The sequence below is a fragment of the Flavonifractor sp. DFI.6.63 genome (assembly GCF_024462255.1).
GTDB classification, from domain to species: domain Bacteria; phylum Bacillota; class Clostridia; order Oscillospirales; family Oscillospiraceae; genus Lawsonibacter_A; species Lawsonibacter_A hominis.
The window spans coordinates 35,245-56,503 of sequence record NZ_JANGBE010000009.1 but is presented as its reverse complement, the minus strand read 5'-3'; the positions used below and the strand labels follow the sequence as shown (position 1 = coordinate 56,503).

Below are 21,259 nucleotides of genomic sequence, written 5' to 3'. Positions count from 1 at the left end.
TCCATTAAATCAGTAAGCCCTGAACCGCATTGAACAAATATCCTACAATCGTGATCCCAACGACACAAATACCGATGAACAGTCCCAGCAGCTTCGGCTTCACCGCCTTGCGGAGCAGAATGACGGACGGCAGGCTCAATGTGGTAACCGCCATCATAAAGGCCAGGATGGTGCCAAGCTGCGCACCTTTGTAGAGCAATGCCTCCGCAACGGGGATCGTACCGAAAATATCCGCGTACATGGGAGCGCCGGCCAGTACCGCAAGAAGCACGCCGAACGGGTTGCCGCCGCCTAAAACAGCTTCGATCCAGCGTTCCGGAATCCAGTTATGGACGACCGCGCCGATCCCCACTCCAATCAGGATATAGGGGAACACCTTTCGGAAGGTGGACGCGGTCTGCTCGTTCGCGTACTGCAAACGCTCCCGTTTTGTCAGTGCGGGGCAATCCGCCTCCACGCTTCCCGCCTTGCGGATGAAGTCCACCACATAGGCCTCCATGTGCAGTTTTTCAATCATTGTTCCGCCGGCCACTGCAATCACCAGCCCTATGATGACATAGACAACGGCAACCTTCGCGCCGAAAACGCTCATAAGCAGCATAAGGCTCCCCAGGTCCACCATCGGAGAGGAGATCAAAAACGAGAACGTTACCCCAAGCGGCAGTCCCGCGCCGGTAAAACCGATAAAGAGCGGGATGGAGGAGCATGCGCAAAAGGGCGTCACAGTCCCCAGCAGGGCGGATACGACATTCGCCCCCACGCCATGAAAACGGCCTAAGATCTTCTTGCTGCGCTCAGGCGGAAAATAGCTCTGGAGATACGATATCGCAAAAATCAGTCCGCACAGCAGTACCGTGATCTTGATGCCGTCGTAAAGGAAAAATTGAACGCTTCCCACCCAACGTGCGCCCGTGTCCAGTCCCAGGGCAGTCAAGAGAGCTCCCACCAGCCTGTTCAGCCAGTTCATTCCAAGGACCTCATTCTGAATCAACTGCCACAGAGCCCGTAAAACCTGCAAGCATATCCCTCCGTTTCGCTATTCATATCAATTTTTTTGATGTGTTTTCGAAAAAAATTTTCCCGTTCCGCCGCCCCTCCTATCGGCAGCAGTCCTCTTCGCCGCTTGGTCCCAGGTCCGGCGTGGTAAGCTTCATCAGCAGTTCCGCCGCGGCGCCGCGCCCGGTGTCGCTCAGGCGGTAATGGGTCCATTTCCCCTCCTGCCGGCTCGCGACGATCCCCGATTCACATAGAATCTTCATATGGTAGGAGACGGCGGACTGCCCCATCTCCAGCCGGTCCATCAGCACACAGGCACATTTTTCACCGCTGCGGAGCAGTTCCAGAATCGCAAGGCGTTTGGGATCGCACAGTGCCCGGAACACCTTTGCATGTTTCTGATGATCGGTCACCATGTCCTCCCCCTTACATCAAAAATATTTGATGTAATTCATCTTATGCCAACGCCGCCCGTTTGTCAACCGCTTTTGGGCATACCGGCCCGTCCCGGCTGGTCTCGGCCCGATCAGGCCTACCTCCTTCCCTTCCGGTCATCACCCGCCGGCGGCTCCGCCCCGCCTGACGGCCCCTTTTGCCGCAGGGGAACGCCCGCGCCGGTAACGGCGCGGGCGTTCCCCTGCGATGGCGCTAGTTCTTTGTCCGGCTGTAAGGCGTATTTTCCAGCGGCAGGGTGGTGCGGAAGTTCCCGTCCCAGCGGTAATAGGCGTTCTGGACGGCGGGGGCGGTGGGGATGGAGGTGATCTCTCCGATGCCCACGGCCCCATAGGCCAGCGGCTCCGGGTTGGCCTCCACGATGATGGAGCGCACGTCCGGCGTCTTGTCCGCTCGGAACAGGCCCAGGGTGCCGAATTTGGCGGCAGGCCGTCCTTCCTCCAGGGGGAACGCCTCCGTCAGGGCGTAGCCCAGACTCATGACCACGCCGCCCTCGATCTGTCCCTCCACGCTCAGGGGATTGATGGCCCGGCCCACGTCGTGGGCGGCCACCACCTGCTCGATGGTGCCGTCCTCCCGCAGGCACACCACCTGGGTGGCGTACCCGTAGGCCACATGGGAGACCGGATTTGGCTTGTCGGCGCCCATGGGATCGGTTTTGGCCAGATACTCCCCCAAAAATTCCCGCCCCTCCAGCTCTTCCAGGGTCTTTCCCCCGTCCAGCTCGGCCTTGATCTGCACGCAGGCCCGGCGGCAGGCCTCGCCGGTGATGAGGGTCTGGCGGGAGCCCGAGGTGGTGCCCGCGTCGGGGGCGTTGTTGGTCTCCGCATTGGGGTAGACGATGCGCTCCCGGCCCACGCCCAGGGTCTCGCAGGCGATCTGCTCCAGCACGGTGCCCAGTCCCTGTCCGATGCAGGAGGCTCCGGAGCGCAGATAGAGCTTTCCGTCCTCCACGGTAATGCGGCAGCGGCCCCAGTCGGGCAGGCCTACGCCCACCCCGGCGTTTTTCATGGCACAGGCGATGCCCGCGTAGGGATGGCTGTCGTAGAGGGGCTTTACCGCCTCCAGCGTCTGCACCAGGGCGGTCCCGGGGCAGGCGATCTGGCCGTTGGGCAGCACCTGGCCCGGGCGAATGGCGTTGCGGTAGCGGATCTCCCAGGGGGAGATGCCCACCGCCTCGGCCAGCAGGTTCAGGTTGCACTCGGCGGCAAAGCAGCTCTGGGTAACGCCGAAGCCCCGGAAGGCCCCGGCGGGGGGGTTGTTGGTGTAGACGGCGGTACCGTCGATATCGATCACCTGATAGTTGTACGGCCCGGCGGCATGGGTGCAAAGGCGCTGGAGCACCGGCCCGCCCAGGCTGGCGTAGGCCCCCGTGTCGGTGACCACCACCGCCTTCATGGCGGTGAGCCGGCCGTCCGCGCCGCACCCGGTGGTAACCTCCATCCAGGCCGGGTGGCGCTTGGGGTGGACCAGGATGCTCTCGTCCCGGGTGAGCTTCACCTTCACCGGCCGGCGGGTGTGGTAGGCCAGCAGCAGGGCATGATGCTGGACGCTCACATCCTCCTTGCCGCCGAAACCGCCGCCCACCAGCGCGTTGACCACGTGGATGCGCTCCGGCTCCCAGCCCATCATCAGGGCGCACTCGTGCTGGGTATCGTAGGTGCCCTGATCGCTGGAGTAGATAAGAGCGCTCTCCCCGTCCGGGTCCATCAGGGCCACGGCGCACTCCGGCTCCAGAAAGGCGTGCTCGGTAAAGGGGGTGAAATACGTCCGGGTGACCACATGGGCGGAGCGGCGCAGCGCCTCCTCCGCGTCGCCCCGGACCAGATGTTCATGGGCCAGCACGTTGGACGTGCCGCTCTCATGCACCAGGGGCGCCCCCTCCGCCAATGCCTGCTGGGGGGAAAACACCCCGGGCAGCACCTCGTATTCCACCCGGATGAGGGCCTTGGCCTGTTCGGCGATCGCCCGGGTCTCGGCGGCCACCAGGGCGACCGCGTCCCCCAGATAGTGGGTCAGGCGGCCCACGGGCACCAGCGCGTCCCAGTCGTGCTTCAGGTGGCCCACCTTGGAGGAGCCGGGGATATCCGCCGCAGTGAGCACCGCGTGGACGCCGCTCAGGGCCTTTGCCGCGCTGGTGTCGATGGAGAGCACCCGGGCCCGGGGATACGCCGCGCGCAGGGCGGAGCCGTAGAGCATGCCCTCCATCTGGATATCGTCGGCGTATTTGCCCCAGCCCTGTACCTTCTCCGGCACGTCCAGGCGGTGGGCCCGCTGGCCCACGCCGGTGACCGCCGGAGCGGACAAATGCTCCGCCCCCTCCCGGAAGAGCCGGGCGGCCAGAAGGATGGCGTCGATGATTTTTTTATACCCGGTGCAGCGGCAGATATTGTTGCGGATGGCAACGGCCGCCTCGTCCCGGGTGGGATCCGGGTTCCGATCGATGAGGCCCTTGGCGCACAGCACCATCCCCGGGATGCAGAAACCGCACTGCACCGCGCCCGCCGCGCCGAAGGCGTAAGTGTAGACCTCCTTCTCCCGCGGGCTGAGGCCCTCCACGGTGACGATGGCCCTTCCCTGGAACTTGGATATCTTCTGCACGCACGCTTTCACCGGCTTCCCATCCGCCAGGACGGTACAGGTGCCGCAGGCGCCCTGACCGCACCCGTCCTTTACCGAAGTCAGCCCCATGCCCCGCAGCAGCTCCATCAGAGAGCCGTCCTGCTCCGTCTGTACCTGCGCGCCGTTGACCGTGAGGGTAAACATGGCCATGTCTCCTTTTCTTTGATCTTATGGCTCTAGCTTAACACCGAAAATGTACAAAGGCAACCATTCCTGCACCGTCAATTTTAACAAAAATCTAAAAAACTTTTTTGTTGCACAAAAATTTTTTTGGAAACCTATTGACTTGCAGATTTCCCGTGCTATGATGGGGACAGAACATAGAAATCGGAGGCGCAGTCGCAATGAAAGACCGGATCAAATGGGCCGTCAACCACATGCCCAAAAGCGACGACGGGCAGCTGCCCGTCATGTCCCTGACCAATGTGGCCAAGGCCCGCTTTTTTCACAGCAGCTTTCCCCAGTACTCCATCACTCCGCTGGCCCGGCTGGACGGTATGGCCGCTTATCTGGGCCTGGCGGGCCTGTTCGTAAAGGATGAGAGCTTCCGTTTCGGTCTGAACGCCTTCAAGGTGCTGGGCGGCTCCTTTGCCATGGCGCGGTACATCGCCAAGGAGATGGGCCGCGACGTGTCGGAGATGACCTATGACTATCTGACCAGCGAGGCCCTGCGCCGGGACTTCGGCCAGGCCACCTTCTTCACTGCCACCGACGGCAATCACGGCCGCGGCGTGGCCTGGGCGGCCCACAAGCTGGGCCAGAAGGCGGTGGTCCATATGCCCAAGGGCAGCTCGCAGGCGCGGTACGACAACATCGCCAAGGAGGGCGCCGCCGTCACCATCGAGGACGTGAACTACGACGACTGCGTGCGCATGGCTGCCGCCGAGGCGGAGGCCACTCCCCACGGCGTCATCGTACAGGACACCGCCTGGGACGGCTACGAGGAGATCCCCGCCTGGATCATGCAGGGCTACGGCACCATGGCCAGCGAAAGCGCCGACCAGCTGCGTCAGATGGGCATAAACCGTCCCACGCATGTGTTCGTCCAGGCGGGCGTGGGCAGTCTGGCGGGCGCGGTCATCGGGTACTACGCCAACCTCTTCCCCAACGACCCGCCCAAGTTCATCGTCATGGAGGCCCAGGCGGCCGACTGTCTCTACCGGGGCGCCCTGGCCGGGGACGGCGCGCCCCGCATGGTGGACGGAGACCTGACCACCATCATGGCGGGGCTGGCCTGCGGCGAACCCAACACCATCTCCTGGGACATCCTGCGCAACCACGTCAGCGCTTTCGTCTCCTGCCCCGACTGGGTCAGCGCCCGGGGCATGCGGATGCTCGGGGTACCCGTCAAGGGCGACCCGGTGGTCATCTCCGGCGAGTCCGGAGCGGTGGGCATGGGTCTCATTGCCGCGCTGATGGAGAACGACGAATACCAGGACCTGCGTCAGGCCATCGGCCTGGACCGCTTCTCCCAGGTGCTTCTTTTCTCCACTGAGGGCAACACCGACCCCATGAAGTTCCGCAAGGTGCTCTGGGACGGCGAATATCCCACGGTTTAGCAGCGTTAAATCATGGGGCCCCGGGTTCCCTTACCGGCCCGGGGCGAGCGGACCGCCCCTGCGCCAAGCGGTTTGCCCGTTGGGCAAACCGCTTGTACGCGCCGCCCGGCGCCTCGCTGCGCGGGGGCTTTCCATGGCAATCAATCACGATATGGATGAATGATGGAGGGAAACAATCATGGATTACGAGCAGATCAAGAAAGCAGCCCAGGGCTATCAGGCCGACATGACCCGCTTTTTGCGGGCCATGATCTCCCACCCCAGCGAAAGCTGTGCGGAAAAAGACGTCGTGGCCTGCATCCGCTCTGAGATGGAACAGCTGGGGTATGACCAGGTGGAGGTGGACGGCCTGGGCAATGTGATCGGCTGGATGGGCGACGGTGACAAAATCATTGCCATCGACTCTCACATCGACACCGTGGGCGTCGGCAACCGGGACAACTGGACGGACGACCCCTACGAGGGCTGGGAGGACGACGCGGTGATCTACGGCCGCGGCGGCTCCGACCAGGAGGGCGGCATGGCTTCCGCGGTCTACGGTGCCAAGATCATGAAGGAGCTGGGACTGATCCCCGCAGGCTACAAGATCATGGTGGTCGGCTCCGTGCAGGAGGAGGACTGCGACGGTATGTGCTGGCAGTATATCGTCAACAAGTTCTTCCCCGCCAAGGGCATCCGGAAGGAGCAGGTGGAGTTCGTCATCTCCACCGAGCCCACCGACGGCGGCATCTACCGGGGCCACCGGGGCCGCATGGAGATCCGCGTGGACGTGAAGGGCGTCTCCTGCCACGGCTCCGCTCCCGAGCGGGGCGACAACGCCATCTACAAGATGGCCGACATCCTCCAGGACGTGCGCGCCCTCAACGAGAACCCCGCCGATGACGGCGCTGCGATCAAGGGCCTGGTGAAGATGCTCGACCCCAAGTACAACCCCGAGCACTATGAGGACGCCCGCTTCCTGGGCCGGGGCACCTGCACCACCTCACAGATCTTCTACACCTCCCCCAGCCGCTGCGCCGTGGCCGACTCCTGCTCCATCTCCATCGACCGCCGCATGACCGCCGGCGAGACCTGGGACTCCTGCCTGCAGGAGATCCGGGACCTGCCCAGCGTGAAGAAGTACGGCGAGGATGTAACAGTATCCATGTACATGTACGACCGCCCTTCCTGGACCGGCGAGGTCTACGAGACCGAGTGCTACTTCCCCACCTGGATCAATAAGGAGCGCGCGGCCCACGTCCAGGCTCTTGCGGACGCCCACCACGCCCTGTGGGGGGAAACGCGCATCGGCCACGCCGACGCCGACCCCAAACGGGACGCCATGCACCTGCGTGAGGGCCGCCCGCTCACCGACAAATGGACCTTCTCCACCAACGGCGTGGCCATTCAGGGCCGATACGGTATCCCCTGCGTGGGCTTCGGTCCCGGCGCGGAGAGCCAGGCCCACGCCCCCAACGAGATCACCTGGAAGCAGGACCTCGTCACCTGCGCCGCCCTGTACGCCGCCGTTCCCGGCCTGTACCGGGAGGAGAACAAGACCGCCGACGTGACCCAGTTCCGGGCCGGCAAGACGAACAACGACATCAAATAATTCACAAAGTTTTTTTCCTAAGTTTAGCATCCTTCCCACCAATCCATCATTTACAATAGAAAAGGAGAATATGATCATGGATGCCACGCTTCACAGCTATATCGACAAGCTGAACCAGCTCAACTTCAAGGAGATGTATGAGAACGACTTCTTCCTGACCTGGGAGAAATCCGACGATGAGATCGAGGCCGTCTTCACCGTGGCCGACGCTCTGCGCTACATGCGGGAGCACAACATCTCCACCAAGATCTTTGAGTCCGGCCTTGGCATCTCCCTGTTCCGGGACAACTCCACCCGCACCCGCTTCTCCTTTGCCAGCGCCTGCAACCTGCTGGGCCTGGAGGTCCAGGACCTGGACGAGGGCAAGAGCCAGATCGCCCACGGCGAGACCGTCCGTGAGACCGCCAACATGATCTCCTTCATGGCCGACGTGATCGGCATCCGGGACGACATGTACATCGGCAAAGGCAACAAATACATGCACGACGTGGTGGACGCCGTCACCCAGGGCCACAAGGACGGTGTGCTGGAGCAGAAGCCGACCCTGGTCAACCTGCAGTGCGACATCGACCACCCCACCCAGTGCATGGCCGACATGCTGCACATCATCCACGAATTCGGCGGTGTGGAGAACCTGAAGGGCAAGAAGGTCGCTATGACCTGGGCCTATTCTCCCAGCTACGGCAAGCCCCTCTCCGTGCCTCAGGGCGTCATCGGCCTGATGACCCGCTTCGGCATGGACGTGGTGCTGGCCCATCCCGAGGGCTACGAGGTCATGCCCGAGGTGGAGACTGTGGCCGCTGCAAACGCGGAAAAGTCCGGCGGCACGTTCCGGCGCGTGAATTCCATGGCCGAGGCCTTCCGGGACGCGGACATCGTGTATCCCAAGAGCTGGGCTCCCTTTGCCGCCATGGAGAAGCGCACCGACCTATACGCCCAGGGCGACAGCGAAGGCATCAAGGCCCTGGAAAAGGAGCTGCTGGCGCAAAACGCCCAGCACAAGGACTGGTGCTGCACCGAGGAACGGATGAAGACCACCCGGGACGGCAAGGCGCTGTACCTGCACTGCCTGCCCGCCGACATCAACGGCGTATCCTGCGTGGACGGCGAGGTGGAGGAGAGCGTCTTCGACCGCTACCGCGAGGCGCTGTACAAAGAGGCCTCTTACAAGCCCTACATCATCGCCGCCATGATCTTCCTGGCCAAATGCAGAAATCCCCAGGCCGTGCTGAAGGCCCTGGAGGAGCGCGGCACCCAGCGTTGGTTCAACAAGTAACGCGTCCGGCGTTGCTTTTGGATACCTGTTCCCCTTTCTCTGGCCCGTCCGCATCCATTTTGTGGGCGGGCCGTCCCTTTCACCTTCAAGCGACCAAAGGAGGTTGTCTCTGTCATGGGCAAGCGCATCGTGATCGCTCTGGGCGGCAACGCCCTGGGCAACAATCTGCCGGAGCAGATGACGGCGGTACGCCAGACCGCCAAGGCCATCGCGGATCTGATCCAGGAAGGCCACGAGGTCATCCTCTCCCACGGCAACGGCCCCCAGGTGGGTATGATCCAGAAGGCCATGCAGGAGCTGACCCGCTCCGACCCCGAGAAGTACATCCCCTGCCCCCTGTCGGTCTGCGTGGCCATGAGCCAGGGCTACATCGGCTACGACCTGCAAAATGCTCTGCGGGAGGAGCTGCTGGACCGTGATATCCAAAAGGGAGTGGCCACGGTGCTCACCCAGGTGGAGGTGGATCGCTCCGACCCGGCGTTCCAGAACCCCACCAAGCCCATCGGCGCCTTTATGACCAAGGAGGAGGCCGACCGGATGGTGGCCGAGCGGGGCTACACCGTCATGGAGGACGCCGGCCGGGGCTATCGCCGGGTGGTCGCCTCCCCCAAGCCCAAGTCCATCGTGGAGATCCAGTCCATCCGGGACATGGCGGCGGCCGGTCTGGTGGTCGTGGCCTGCGGCGGCGGCGGTATTCCCGTTTACGCCACGCAGGGGCATCATCTCAAGGGCGCGCCGGCCGTCATTGACAAGGACTTTGCCTCCTGTGTGCTGGCCCAGCAGGTGCAGGCCGACACCCTGATCATCCTCACCGCCGTGGAAAAGGTGGCGATCAACTTCGGCAAGCCTGATCAGAAATGGCTGGATACGCTCACCCCGGAAGAGGCCGAGGTCTATATGGGCCAGGGCCACTTCGCCCCCGGCTCCATGCTGCCCAAGGTCCAGGCGGCGGTGGAGTTCGCCCGTTCCGCCCCCGGCCGCTCCGCGCTCATTACCCTGCTGGAAAAGGCGAAGGACGGCGTGGCAGGCAAGACCGGCACCGTGATCCGGCAGTAATTCAAACGATGGTCCTTCCATTTGGCCGCCCGGCGAAACGGGAGAACCATCGTTCAACGCCTGCCGTAAGCCCGCCCTTTCGGGGCGGGCTCATTTTCTACACCGGCAAATGTTGAATCCGCCCCCCTTTTCGTGGTATACTCTCCCTTGAGTGAAATTGTCGAATGGAAGGGAGGGCAGCACGTTGGAGCTGAACATGTCGCAGAAGCAGACCCAGTCTCTCTCCCCGCAGATGATGCAGTCCATGGAGGTCCTCCAGATGGGCTCTCAGGAGCTGCTGGAGTACATCGAGGAGGCAGTCCAGGAGAATCCCGTGCTGGAACCGGAGGAGAACTATGACAAGCAGGATGAGTTCTCCATACTGCGTCGAAAGTTGGAGTGGCTGGAGTCCACAGACCCTCAGAATCGTTACTATCATCAGCAGGATACGGAGGAAGAAGACAGCCCCCTGCACAACTACGGCACCACGGAAGATTCCGACGAGAATCTCTATTATTACGTTCTTTCCCAGCTCCGGGTGCTGGAGCTGGATGCGCCCGTCATGGCCTGTGCGGAATTTCTGGTGGAAAATCTGAACCAGAGCGGCTGGCTGGACGAGGACCTGGCCTCCCTGGCCGCGGATCTGGGCCAGCCGGAGGCATTGCTGGAGCAGGCGCTGCGGGTGGTGCAGACCCTGGAACCCGCCGGCGTGGGCGCGCGGGACCTATCCGAGTGTCTGCGTCTCCAGCTGGAGCGGCGCGCGCCGGTAAACGCCCTGGCGGTGCAGATCGCCCAGAGCCAGCTGGAGGCGCTCTCCAAGAGCCGCTACGGCCTCATCGCCCGGGAACTGAAGGCGGGACCGGAGGAAGTCCGCGAGGCCTGCGAGCTGATCCGATCCCTGAATCCCCGCCCCGGCACCGGCTTTGCCGCCCGGGAGAATCTGACCTACATCAATCCCGACATCATCGTGGTCAGCTTTCCCGATCACTTTGAGCTTTTGACCAACGACTACTTTTTCCCCACGCTGAACATCAGCAGTTACTATACCCGTCTGATGAAGGAGAGCGACGAGAACGAGGTCAAGGAATACCTGAGCGGCAAGGTCCGGCAGGCCAAGTGGATGGTGCGTGCCATCGAGCAGCGGCGCAGCACCCTCATGTCCTGTGCCGAGTGCATCCTGGATCTTCAGGAGGCCTTTTTCCGCAAGGGTCCGGGCCATCTGGTCCCCCTGTCCCTGGCCGATGTGGCCGAGCGCATCGGCGTGCACGAGTCCACGGTGAGCCGCGCGGTAAAGGACAAGTATATCCAGTGCTCCATGGGCGTGTATCCCCTGAGCTACTTTTTCTCCCGCAGCCTGGGCCCCACTCTCCACGGCGGCGACGCCGCTTCCCCGGATGCGGCCAAGGCGCTGCTGAAAAAGCTCATCGCGGAGGAGGATAAACGCAAGCCCCTCTCAGATCAAAAGCTGTGCGAACGGATGAGCGCGCAGGGCTGCGCTCTGTCCCGCCGTACCGTGGCCAAATACCGGGATGAACTGCACATCCCCAGCACGACCGGGAGGAAGCAGTATGAGTAGCTGGGACGATATGCTTTCCGGAAAACCCTTTTCCTGCGCGGACCCGGAGATCGAGGCCGCGGCCGACCGCTGCCGGGAGGTCCTGTTCGACTTCAACCACACCCGTGACCGGGAGGCGGCCGTAGCGCAGCTGCGCTCGCTCTTTGGGCGAACCGGCCAGTCCTTTTGGGTCGAAACGGGGTTTCACTGCGACTATGGCTGCAACATCTCCGTGGGAGAGCGCTTTTACGCCAACGCGGGCTGCGTCATCCTGGATGAGTGCCCCGTGACCTTCGGCCGGGACTGCATGCTGGGCCCCCACGTGGGCATCTATACCGCCACCCACCCCATCGAGGGCGCCCAGCGCCGACTGGGGCTGGAGTACGGCAGGCCCGTCACCATCGGGGACGATGTATGGATCGGCGGTCACGCGGTCATCAATCCCGGCGTGACCATCGGCAGCAACGTGGTGGTGGCCTCCGGAGCGGTGGTCACCCGCGACGTACCGGATCACTGCGTGGTGGCGGGCAATCCCGCCAAAATCATCAGACGATTGGATGGAGCTCATGAAATTTCAAGCGGTACTTTTTGATTTTGATTATACGCTCGGGGACGCCACCGAGGCGATCGTGACCGGCTTCCAGTATGCCTTTGCCCGGATGGGACTGGCCGAACCGGACCGGGAGTCGGTCCGGACAACGGTGGGCTATATTCTGGAAGACGGCTACACCCTTCTCACCGGAGACGGCGACCCCGGCCAACGGGCCCTGTTCCGCCGGTATTACGTGGAAAAGGCCAACCCGCTCCAAATCTCCACCACGCAGCTTTTCCCCGGCGCACGGGCGCTGCTGGAAGCCCTGCGGGAACGGGGCATCCCCGCCGGCGTGGTCAGCAGCAAAAAAGGCTCCACGCTGCGCAGAGTGCTGGAGCACCTGGACGTGGTCCGTCTGCTCTGCTCCGTTACCGGCGGCGACCAGGTCGCCCGGCCCAAGCCCGACCCGGAGGGGATCCTGGCCGCCGTGGCCGCTCTGAACCTGACGCCGGATCAGGTGCTCTATTGCGGAGACACCATTCTCGACGCACAGGCCGCCCAGCGCTCCGGAGCCCATTTCTGCGCGGTTCTCAACGGCACCACGCCCGCTTCCGCCTTCGCGCCTTATCCCTGCGATCATATTGCCCCCGACCTTATGGACCTGAAGGATTGGCTTGGTCTGTGAGGCGATCCCAGGCTGGAAACGCGCCGCAGCGTTTGCGCCCATGCCCGAGCCTGCAGAGCAGGCGCGGAAATGCCCTTGGGGTACAGACGCGGATCAAGCATAATCCTGTTTTCCCCGGCGGCATGTGCGTCGGTGAAAACACGGCTCAGCCCGTAAGTATGCGAGCTGCCCGCCTATGACGGGCAGCGAGTGCGCACAGCAGGCCGCAGCTGCTTCAAACAAGCGGCAAAGCCACTTGTTCGGCCGCCGGAAACGCCCATCCCGCTTTACAAAGCGGGATGGGCGTTTTTTTCGGCGCAAAACCGGCAATCCTACTACCGCGGCGCTTTACACACACTTTACAAATCCTTGCGCGACAACTTTACAATGGGCGGATATACTGATCATTGTTCCCGAGAAATCAATAAAACATGCATGATTGGAGATCGAAAAAATGAAAAAGAAGACCCTTGCTCTGCTGCTCTCCGCAGCTCTTTGCGTCGGTATGCTCGCCGGCTGCGGCGGCAGCGGCGGCGGCTCCGCCGGCACCCCCGCTCCCGAGACCAGCGCCCCTGAGACCAGTGCTCCCGAGACTCAGGCGCCCGCCGCGCTGTCCGGCACTGTGAACACCAACGGCTCCACCTCTATGGAAAAGGTGATGGGCGCCCTGATCGAATCCTTCGGCTCCGTCCAGAGCGGCGTGACCGTCAGCTACAGCGGCACCGGTTCCAGCAGCGGCATCCAGAGCATCCTGGACGGCACCTGCGACATCGGCCTTTCCAGCCGCGCGCTGAAGGACGAGGAAGTTTCCAATGGCGCTGTGGCCCATATCGTCGCCCTGGACGGCGTGGCCATCATTGTCAACCCCGCCAACACGGTGGAGGACCTGACCGTCGAAGACATCGCCAAGCTGGCCACCGGCGCGATCAGCAACTGGTCTGAACTGGGCGGCGCCGACGGCCCCGTGGCTTTCATCGGCCGTGAAGCCGGCTCCGGCACCCGCGGCGCTTTTGAAGAGATCGTGGGCGTGGCCGACCAGTGCGTCTACACCAACGAGCTCACCTCCACCGGCGATGTGATCGCCAACGTAGCCTCCAACCCCAACGCCATCGGCTATGCCTCTCTCTCCGCCGTGGACGACACCGTCAAGGCCGTGAAGGTCAACGGCGTGGAGGCCAGCGAGGCCACCGTGCAGGACGGCAGCTACGCCATCCAGCGTCCCTTCGTGATGGTCACCAAGGACGGCGCCGCCCCCTCGGACGCCACCCAGGCCTTCCTGGACTACGCCATGAGCGGCGATGTGGCCGACATCATCCGCGCCGCCGGCGCTGTGCCCCCTGTGAAGTAACCCATCCAATCCCTCTCCCCCGAACACGCCCCCGCCTTGTGCGGTCGGCGTGTTCGGGGCTGTCCACGGCTTCTGATACATTCTAAAACCCGGAAAGGCGGATCTGCCATGAAAACGAAGGGCGCGCGCAATGCGCTGGAAGTCGCGATGAACATCGTCTTCCTGATCTGCGGCCTGATCGCCGTCGCCTTTGTCCTGTTCATCAGCGTATACCTTGTCCTCACGGGCCTGCCCGCCATCCGGGAGATCGGCCTTGTCGAGTTCCTGTTCGGTCGGGAGTGGGCCTCCACCGCCGCCGAGCCCAAGTTCGGCATCCTCCCCTTCATCCTCACCTCCGTCTACGGCACGGCGGGCGCTATCCTTATCGGCGTTCCCATCGGGCTTTTCTGCGCGATCTTTCTGGCCAAGGTGGCCCCGCCCAGGCTCACCGCCGTCGTTCGCCCGGCGGTGGACCTGCTGGCGGGCATTCCCTCGGTGGTCTACGGTCTGGTCGGTATGATCGTGCTGGTCCCCGCGGTGCGGGAGTGGTTCCATCTGCCCGACGGCGCCAGTCTCTTCGCCGCCATCCTCGTGCTGGCCGTCATGATCCTCCCTTCCATCATCAGCGTGTCGGAAACCGCGCTCAAGGCGGTGCCCCCCGAGTATGAGGAGGCCAGCCTGGGCCTGGGCGCCACCTGGATCGAAACGGTGTTCCGGGTCTCCGTCCCGGCCGCCTCCAGCGGAATTGCCGCTTCGGTGGTGCTGGGCATCGGCCGCGCCATTGGAGAGGCCATGGCCATCCTCATGGTCGCCGGAAACGTGGCCAATATGCCCTCTCTGTTCAAAAGCGTCAAGTTCCTCACCACCGCCGTGGCCAGCGAGATGTCCTATTCCGCCGGACTCCAGCGCCAGGCCCTCTTCTCCATCGCGCTGGTGCTGTTTCTCTTCATTATGCTGATCAACGTCATTCTGAATACACTTCTCAAAGGGAAGAAGGGGTGATATACTGATGGAAAGGAAGCCGCTGTCCGGCAGGCGCCGCCTGTATGACCGCGCCCTGCGCCTGCTGCTCTACCTCAGCGCAGGGCTCACCTGCGCGCTGCTGGTCTTCATGATCGGCTATATCTTCTACCGCGGCCTGCCCCATATCACCTGGAACCTGCTCTCCACCCAGAGCAGCTACCTGAAGGATACCATCGGTATCCTGCCCAATATTCTCAACACGGTCTATATCGTGGTCCTCACCCTGATCTTCATCCTCCCCCTGGGCGTGGGCGCCGCCATCTACCTGACGGAATACGCCAAAAACCGCCGTCTGGTCTCGGCCATCGAATTTGCCACCGAGACGCTTACCGGCATCCCCTCCATTATTTACGGCCTGGTGGGCATGCTTTTCTTCTGTCAGTTCCTGGGGCTTCAATCCTCTCTGCTGGCCGGCGCGCTCACCTTGGTCATTATGACGCTGCCCACCATCGTGCGCACCACCCAGGAGAGCCTGAAGACCGTCCCCCAGTCCTACCGGGAAGGCGCGCTGGGCCTTGGCGCCGGCAAGTGGCATATGATCCGCACCATCGTGCTCCCCTCCTCGGTGGACGGCATCGTCACCGGCTGCATCCTGGCGGTGGGCCGTATCGTGGGGGAATCCGCCGCTCTTCTGTTTACCGCCGGTATGGGCATGTCCCTGAACCATTTCTTCGCCTCCTGGGGCAACTTCCTCCACAGCTCCGGCGCTACCCTGACGGTGGCACTGTATGTGTACGCCAAAGAGCGCGCGGAATTTGACGTGGCTTTCGCCATCGCCGCCATTTTGATGCTGCTCACCCTGGTCATCAATCTGACCGCCAAACTGGTGGGCAAGAAGCTAAAGAAAAAGTAAGGAGGCCGCCATGGACGATACCATTCTCTCCGCCCAGGGGCTCAATCTCTATTACGGTCCTACCCACGCCTTGAAGGACGTATCCATCGATATCCCGGAAAAAAAGGTCACCTCCCTCATCGGTCCTTCCGGCTGCGGCAAATCCACCTTTCTGAAAACGCTGGACCGGATGAACGACCTGGTGCCCGGCGTGCGCATCACCGGCAGCGTCAAGTACCGCGGCCGGGAGGTCTATGACTCCAGCCTGGATGTGACCTGGCTGCGCAAGCAGATCGGCATGGTCTTCCAAAAGCCCAATCCTTTTCCCATGAGCATCTACGACAATATCGCCTACGGCCCCCGCACCCACGGCGTCAAGAACAAAAGCAAGCTGGACGATATCGTGGAAAACTCGCTCCGCGGCGCCGCCATCTGGGACGAGGTGAAGGACCGTCTGAAAAAGTCCGCACTGGGCCTCTCCGGCGGCCAGCAGCAGCGCATCTGCATTGCCCGCGCGCTGGCCGTGGAACCCGATATCCTGCTGATGGACGAGGCCACCAGCGCTCTGGACCCCATCTCCACCTCCAAAATCGAGGACCTGATCGCGGACCTGAAACAGGACTATACCATCGTCATCGTCACCCACAATATGCAGCAGGCCACCCGTATCTCCGATCAATGCGCGTTTTTCCTGCTGGGTGAGCTGATCGAGTTCGGCGAGACCACCCAACTGTTCTCCATGCCCAAAGACAAGCGCACGGAGGATTATATTACCGGGCGGTTCGGATAAGGAGGCAACCATGAGAAAGACCTTTGACGCGGAGCTCCAGGAGCTCAACTACGAAATGATCAACATGTCCGCCGCCGCCGAGGACGCCATCGACGTGGTGACGGAGTCGCTCTCTTCCAGCGACGACGCCGCCGCCAAGGCGGCGATCGAGATGACCAGGAGTATGGATCAGATGGAGCGGGACATCGAAAACCGCTGTCTGCGGCTGCTTTTGCAGCAGCAGCCGGTGGCCCGGGATCTGCGCACGATCTCGGCGGCCCTGAAAATGGTCACCGACCTGCAGCGCATCGGCGACCAGTGCGCCAACATCGCGGAGATCTCCCTGCTGCTTCAGCAGCAGAAGCAGGACCGTACCCTTCTGGATATCCGCACCATGAGCCAGAAGGCCTCCGTCATGGTCAAGCGCTCCATTTTTGCCTACGTCAACCGGGACGATGAAGCCGCCCGCGCGGTCATCGCCCTGGACGATGAGATCGACGAGCTCTTCCGCACCATCAAGGGAGAGCTGGTGGAGCTGATCGTGGAAAACCGCGAGGCGGCCGACCAGGCCATTGATCTCATTATCATCGCCAAGTATCTGGAGCGCATTGCGGACCACGCGGTAAACATTGCCCAGTGGGCCATTTTCTGCGTCACCGGCGCGCTGGTCGGATAACGCAGGGGCGCCGCCCCTGCACAAGCAAACAAAACGGAAGGTGATCACATGCCCAAAGCCATCGTGGTGGTGGAGGATGACGAGAGCATCCGCGAGATGCTGCGCTACTATTTCCAGTCGGTGGGCTATGCCGTGCGCTCCTATGAGTCGGGGGAGGCCCTCTTCCAGGAGGAAGAGGGCGAAAGCCTGCCCGCCCTGTACATCCTGGATATCATGCTTCCCGGCATGGACGGTCTGGAGATCCTGCGCCGCCTGCGCTCAGGCCGGGACACCGGCGACATCCCGGTCATCATGCTCACCGCCCGCACCGCTGAGATGGACCGTGTCTCCGGCCTCGAGGCGGGCGCGGACGACTATGTGGTCAAGCCCTTCGGCATCATGGAGCTTCAGGCACGGGTCAAAGCGGTGCTTCGCCGCACCCAGCGGAAGGGCGATCAAATCCTGACCTGCGGCGACCTGGAGATCGATCCTGCCGCCCGCGAGGTGCGCAAGAGCGGCGTTTTGGTGGAACTGACCTTTAAGGAATTCGAGCTTCTGCGCCTGCTGTGCACCCGCCAGGGCGTGGCCCTCACCCGGGACGAGATCCTTCAGGCCGTCTGGGACTACGATTACACCGGCGAGACCCGCACCGTGGATATGCACGTCAAAGCCCTGCGCCAAAAGCTGGGGGAGGACGTGATCACCACCGTCCGGGGCGTGGGCTATAAAATGAGCTGAGAACGCCCTTTCCCATCCCCTCACAGGGCCGGCCCGCCCAGCCCGCCGTCCCCCACTCCTATTTCCGGAGGTCCTGCCAATGAAAAAACGTATCATCGGGGCTACGCTGCTTACCGTGGTGTGCGCCCTGCTCATCTCCAATCTCGTGGGGGTGCTCATGTTCCGCAGCCGGGAGGTGGAGGCCGCCCGGGAAAATCTCCGGGAACTGCTGATCCTCATGGACGCCCAAAGCGCCATCACCGACCCGGAGGGTGTGGTCGCCCAGTTCCTGCAGGCCGCCCCGGAAAAACGCCTGACCATCATCGACACGGACGGTACGGTACTGGCCGATACGGAGGCCGACCCGGCGCTGTTGGACGACCACGGTACGCGGCCCGAGGTGGAACTGGCCTCCTCCACCGGCTGGGGGGAGGCTACCCGCCGCTCGGACACGCTGGGCACCGACATGTTCTATGTGGCCAAGCGTTTTGCCGACGGTATGGTGGGCCGTGCCTCCATGCCCCTGTCCTCCATCAACAGCCTGGCCCTGAGCAGCGTATGGGGCTTTCTGCTGGCCTCCGCGGCGGGCGTGCTGCTGACCCTGATCCTGTCCCGGCGCACGGCCAACAAGGTCCTGGAGCCCCTCAACGCCGTGGGCGGCGCCCTGCAGGGCGTTCTGGACGGCACCCAGACCCCGGTCCTGGAGGAATTCCAGGCCGACGACGAGCTGCGGCCCATCCTGCGCTATATCGACAAGCTCATGGAGCGGCTGGGCGGTTACATTCAGTCCATCACCGCCGAGCGGGACAAGGTGGGACTCATCCTGGACTGCATGGGCGAGGGTCTGATCCTGCTGGACGAGGGCGGCAGCGTATTGGCCATCAACCGCGCGGCCCGTTCCCTGTTCGGCATTCCGGAGGGGGAAGAGGACGGCGCTCTGCTGCTCACCCGTTCCCGCCGCCTGCGGGAAGCCATTGCCGAATCCAAGCAGCGGCACAGCGGCGTGGTGCTGGATGTGGACGCCCTCACCGAACAGGCCCGCAGCCTGCGCATGTTCATCTCACCCGTCTCCGGCCGCCAGTATGAGGGCCAGCGGGTGGGCACGTCCATCCTGATCTCCGACGTGACCGAGCTGAAAAAAGCGGAAGGCATCCGCAGCGAATTTACCGCCAACGTCTCTCATGAGCTCAAAACTCCGTTGACCTCCATCAAAGGCTTTACCGACATGCTCTCCACCGGTATGGTGGCCTCTCCGGAGGATCAAAAGCGTTTTATCACCATGATCGGTGTGGAGGTCGACCGGCTGATCGATCTGATCAACGACATTCTCAAGCTCTCCGAGCTGGAGTCGGTCGCCATTGCCCAATGCGAGGAGCATTCCGACGTTCTGAGCGTAGCCCGGGAGACCGCCGCGCTTCTCGCCCCCGCCGCGCAAAAGGCCGGCGTAACGCTGAACGTATCCGGCAGCGCCGCCTCTGTGGCCGTGCCGCAGGGCCGTTTGAAGGAGCTGCTGCTCAACCTGATGGAAAACGGCCTCAAGTACAACGAGCCCGGCGGCCGGGTAGAGGTGAACGCCGCCGCCCGGGACGGCCAGGCTGTGATCTGTGTGTCCGATACCGGCATCGGCATTCCCGATGAGGCCAAAAATCGCGTCTTTGAGCGTTTTTACCGGGTCGATAAGGGCCGCGCCCGCAAAAACGGCGGTACCGGCCTGGGGCTGGCCATCGTCAAGCATATCGTCCAGCTCTATGGCGGCCGGGTCACGCTCTCCAGCACCGTCGGCAAGGGCTCTGTGTTCACCATTACCCTACCGCTTGCAGAATAGACCACACGTCACCGCAGACAGAACGGGACCCCGCGCCGCACCCCCGAAGGGATACGGCGCGGGGTCCCGCTTGTCAAAACAGGATCGTCATCGCCCGCCTGGCAGCGTTCAGCCGCTTTTTCGACAGTTTCGCGGGGGGTTCAGGACTCCGGCGTAGGGGTCCCGTTCAGTAACGCGTATTCGGCTTCTCTCAGCGGCGCGCCGGTCTCATCCACCCAGAACAGGCTGCCCAGCACGGCCCCGTCCCGGATCTCCACCTCCACGTCCGCAATGCGGTCTGTCCCCTGCGGCAGCTGTTCTACCGCCAGCAGCCGCCCATCGGAAGCATACTGTGCGAAATAGCGGGTGGAGACATCGCTCCATGCCGCATAATAGGTCTTGTCCCCCACACAGCCGGCCGGGAGCTCCCCAACAGGCGTACCGGAAGCGTCCTCCGTCTCGTACCAGCCCAAAAAGCGGTACCCCGGCCGGACCGGCTCCGGCAGGGGGATATCCTCCGGCCCCAGGGCATACGCCCGGGGAACCTGCGCGCCCGGCGCAAACGCCGCATCCTCCGCGCCCAGGCGATAGGTGACGGAATAGCTTCGGTCCAGCGCCCCGGCGAAGGCTGCGATGTCCGCCAGTCCAAAACCATAGTACAGGTCGTAGCCCGCCTCGCCCAGATCGACAGCGCTGCCGCAGAGCAGCGCTGCAAACGTCTCCGGGGCGATCGCCCGGCTGCGCTGCTTGGCCATGGCGGCCATGGCCGTGACCACCGGCGCGGCAAAGGAAGTGCCCTGTTTGGTCGCCGTACCCCCATCCAGATAGAGAGACTGTACGCCCGTACCCGGCGCGGCCACCGTGACCCTGTCGTTAAAGTAGGAGTAGCTGGAATCAAAGCTCACCGTTTCCCCGTCCTGCTTGCAGGCGGACACGCTCACTACGCCGTCGTAGGAGGCGGGGTACATGTAACAGGCGCTGCTCTTTGTCTCGCCGGACTTATAATTTCCCGCGGCGGCGATGACGAGAATTCCGGCATCCACCGCATCCTGACAGGCCTTTTTCAGGCTTTCGTTTCCGTACTTCCCCCCGATGCTGAGGTTGATCACATCCACGCCCTGTTTGACGGCGTAATCGATGGCCTGGATCAGCAGGGCGGTATCCGAACCCCCGTTTTTCGTCACACAAATAGGCAGAATCGTCACATCCGGGGCTACCCCGTCCACCCCCAGGGCGTTGTTCACCTGGGCCGCGATAACGCCTGCCACAAAGGTGCCGTGCCAGACGTCCACCCCGTCGTCGGTGCCCGCAAGATCGTAGTAATCCAGGATATGCTCCTGCTTGAAATCCGGATGTTCCCGGTACACTCCGGAGTCGATCACCGCCACCGTGACTCCCGTACCGCGCATATCGTACGCGCCCTGCCCGTCGGTATGCTCCCAGGCGGTCTGGGCATGGACCGTGAGCAGGTTCCACTGAGCGGGCATATAGCTTCCGCTCTCCAGCAGCTCCAGGCGGTAATTGGGCTCGTAGTACTCCGCCATGCCCAGCTGGTCCATTGCCTGGGCCGTCTCCAGATCCTCCACCCGATACAGTCCGTCGCTTACTTCTTCACAGGTGCCTGCGCTCAGAAGCACAGGGCCGTTCCATTCCCTCGGATCGCTCAGGCGCACCAGGTATCCGTCGAACTCCGTCTCCGGCTGCTCCGCCGCCCGTCCGGGGGACAGCAGCAGGACGGACGCTACCGTCAGGAGCGCAAGCGCCCGATAGCCCAGCCGTCTCATCCGCCATGTGCCTCCTTTCCATTTTGCGTCCGGAACGCGCCTGCGGGGACCGCAAGGCGGTCCCC

18 protein-coding genes are annotated in these 21,259 nt (G+C 63.0%); 14 read left to right on the top strand and 4 right to left on the bottom strand.

Annotated elements, in window-relative coordinates:
• Positions 1–4 precede the first annotated feature (4 nt).
• The 3 genes from NE547_RS06755 to xdh all read right to left on the bottom strand — a co-directional run bounded on the left by NE547_RS06755 (position 5) and on the right by xdh (position 4,215).
• Positions 5–967: a permease gene (locus NE547_RS06755; RefSeq protein WP_256175120.1), complete on the bottom strand. Its 963-nt coding sequence runs from the start codon at positions 965–967 to the stop codon at positions 5–7.
• A gap of 130 nt (positions 968–1,097) precedes the next feature.
• Positions 1,098–1,412 (bottom strand): helix-turn-helix transcriptional regulator, encoded by a 315-nt coding sequence (locus tag NE547_RS06750; RefSeq protein WP_186906921.1) that lies wholly within the window; start codon positions 1,410–1,412, stop codon positions 1,098–1,100.
• 232 nt (positions 1,413–1,644) lie between these two features.
• The gene (xdh, locus tag NE547_RS06745) at positions 1,645–4,215 is read right to left on the bottom strand and encodes a selenium-dependent xanthine dehydrogenase (protein ID WP_256175118.1); all 2,571 of its coding nucleotides are present in this window, start codon (positions 4,213–4,215) and stop codon (positions 1,645–1,647) included.
• Positions 4,216–4,415: 200 nt separating this feature from the next.
• On the opposite strand from xdh, the gene dpaL reads away from it, so the two are divergent.
• The 14 genes from dpaL to NE547_RS06675 all read left to right on the top strand — a co-directional run bounded on the left by dpaL (position 4,416) and on the right by NE547_RS06675 (position 19,431).
• The gene (gene dpaL, locus NE547_RS06740) at positions 4,416–5,630 is read left to right on the top strand and encodes a diaminopropionate ammonia-lyase (RefSeq protein WP_186906923.1); all 1,215 of its coding nucleotides are present in this window, start codon (positions 4,416–4,418) and stop codon (positions 5,628–5,630) included.
• 178 nt (positions 5,631–5,808) lie between these two features.
• A complete protein-coding gene (locus NE547_RS06735; protein WP_256175116.1) occupies positions 5,809–7,221 on the top strand; it encodes a YgeY family selenium metabolism-linked hydrolase in 1,413 nt (470 codons plus the stop codon).
• A gap of 76 nt (positions 7,222–7,297) precedes the next feature.
• On the top strand, positions 7,298–8,497 hold the full coding sequence (gene ygeW / locus NE547_RS06730) for a knotted carbamoyltransferase YgeW (RefSeq protein ID WP_256175114.1): 1,200 nt from the start codon (positions 7,298–7,300) through the stop codon (positions 8,495–8,497).
• Positions 8,498–8,611: 114 nt separating this feature from the next.
• Positions 8,612–9,553 carry a carbamate kinase gene (gene arcC / locus NE547_RS06725; RefSeq protein ID WP_256175112.1) on the top strand — a complete coding sequence of 314 codons (942 nt, stop codon included), beginning with the start codon at positions 8,612–8,614 and terminating at the stop codon, positions 9,551–9,553.
• Positions 9,554–9,737: 184 nt separating this feature from the next.
• Positions 9,738–11,108: an RNA polymerase factor sigma-54 gene (rpoN, locus tag NE547_RS06720; protein WP_186906927.1), complete on the top strand. Its 1,371-nt coding sequence runs from the start codon at positions 9,738–9,740 to the stop codon at positions 11,106–11,108.
• Entirely contained in the window at positions 11,101–11,679 is a 579-nt protein-coding gene (locus tag NE547_RS06715) for a sugar O-acetyltransferase (protein ID WP_256175109.1), read from the top strand. Before rpoN ends, NE547_RS06715 begins: the two co-directional genes overlap by 8 nt.
• The gene (locus NE547_RS06710; RefSeq protein WP_256175107.1) at positions 11,654–12,304 is read left to right on the top strand and encodes an HAD-IA family hydrolase; all 651 of its coding nucleotides are present in this window, start codon (positions 11,654–11,656) and stop codon (positions 12,302–12,304) included. Before NE547_RS06715 ends, NE547_RS06710 begins: the two co-directional genes overlap by 26 nt.
• 433 nt (positions 12,305–12,737) lie before the next feature.
• On the top strand, positions 12,738–13,631 hold the full coding sequence (locus NE547_RS06705; RefSeq protein WP_186906930.1) for a phosphate ABC transporter substrate-binding protein: 894 nt from the start codon (positions 12,738–12,740) through the stop codon (positions 13,629–13,631).
• Positions 13,632–13,739: 108 nt separating this feature from the next.
• Positions 13,740–14,612, top strand: a complete 873-nt coding sequence (pstC, locus tag NE547_RS06700) for a phosphate ABC transporter permease subunit PstC (RefSeq protein WP_186906931.1) — start codon at positions 13,740–13,742, stop codon at positions 14,610–14,612.
• 7 nt (positions 14,613–14,619) lie between these two features.
• Complete coding sequence (pstA, locus tag NE547_RS06695) at positions 14,620–15,486, top strand: phosphate ABC transporter permease PstA (protein ID WP_186906932.1); 867 nt, start codon at positions 14,620–14,622, stop codon at positions 15,484–15,486.
• 10 nt (positions 15,487–15,496) lie between these two features.
• Positions 15,497–16,255 (top strand): phosphate ABC transporter ATP-binding protein PstB, encoded by a 759-nt coding sequence (gene pstB, locus NE547_RS06690; RefSeq protein ID WP_186906933.1) that lies wholly within the window; start codon positions 15,497–15,499, stop codon positions 16,253–16,255.
• A gap of 10 nt (positions 16,256–16,265) precedes the next feature.
• Positions 16,266–16,910, top strand: a complete 645-nt coding sequence (phoU, locus tag NE547_RS06685) for a phosphate signaling complex protein PhoU (RefSeq protein WP_256175103.1) — start codon at positions 16,266–16,268, stop codon at positions 16,908–16,910.
• A 48-nt stretch (positions 16,911–16,958) separates the two neighbouring features.
• Positions 16,959–17,627 (top strand): response regulator transcription factor, encoded by a 669-nt coding sequence (locus tag NE547_RS06680; protein ID WP_186906935.1) that lies wholly within the window; start codon positions 16,959–16,961, stop codon positions 17,625–17,627.
• A gap of 79 nt (positions 17,628–17,706) precedes the next feature.
• Entirely contained in the window at positions 17,707–19,431 is a 1,725-nt protein-coding gene (locus NE547_RS06675) for an ATP-binding protein (protein WP_256175100.1), read from the top strand.
• Between the two features lie 140 nt (positions 19,432–19,571).
• On the opposite strand, the gene NE547_RS06670 is transcribed toward NE547_RS06675, so the two are convergent.
• Positions 19,572–21,194 carry a S8 family serine peptidase gene (locus tag NE547_RS06670; RefSeq protein ID WP_256175098.1) on the bottom strand — a complete coding sequence of 541 codons (1,623 nt, stop codon included), beginning with the start codon at positions 21,192–21,194 and terminating at the stop codon, positions 19,572–19,574.
• Positions 21,195–21,259: the final 65 nt, after the last annotated feature.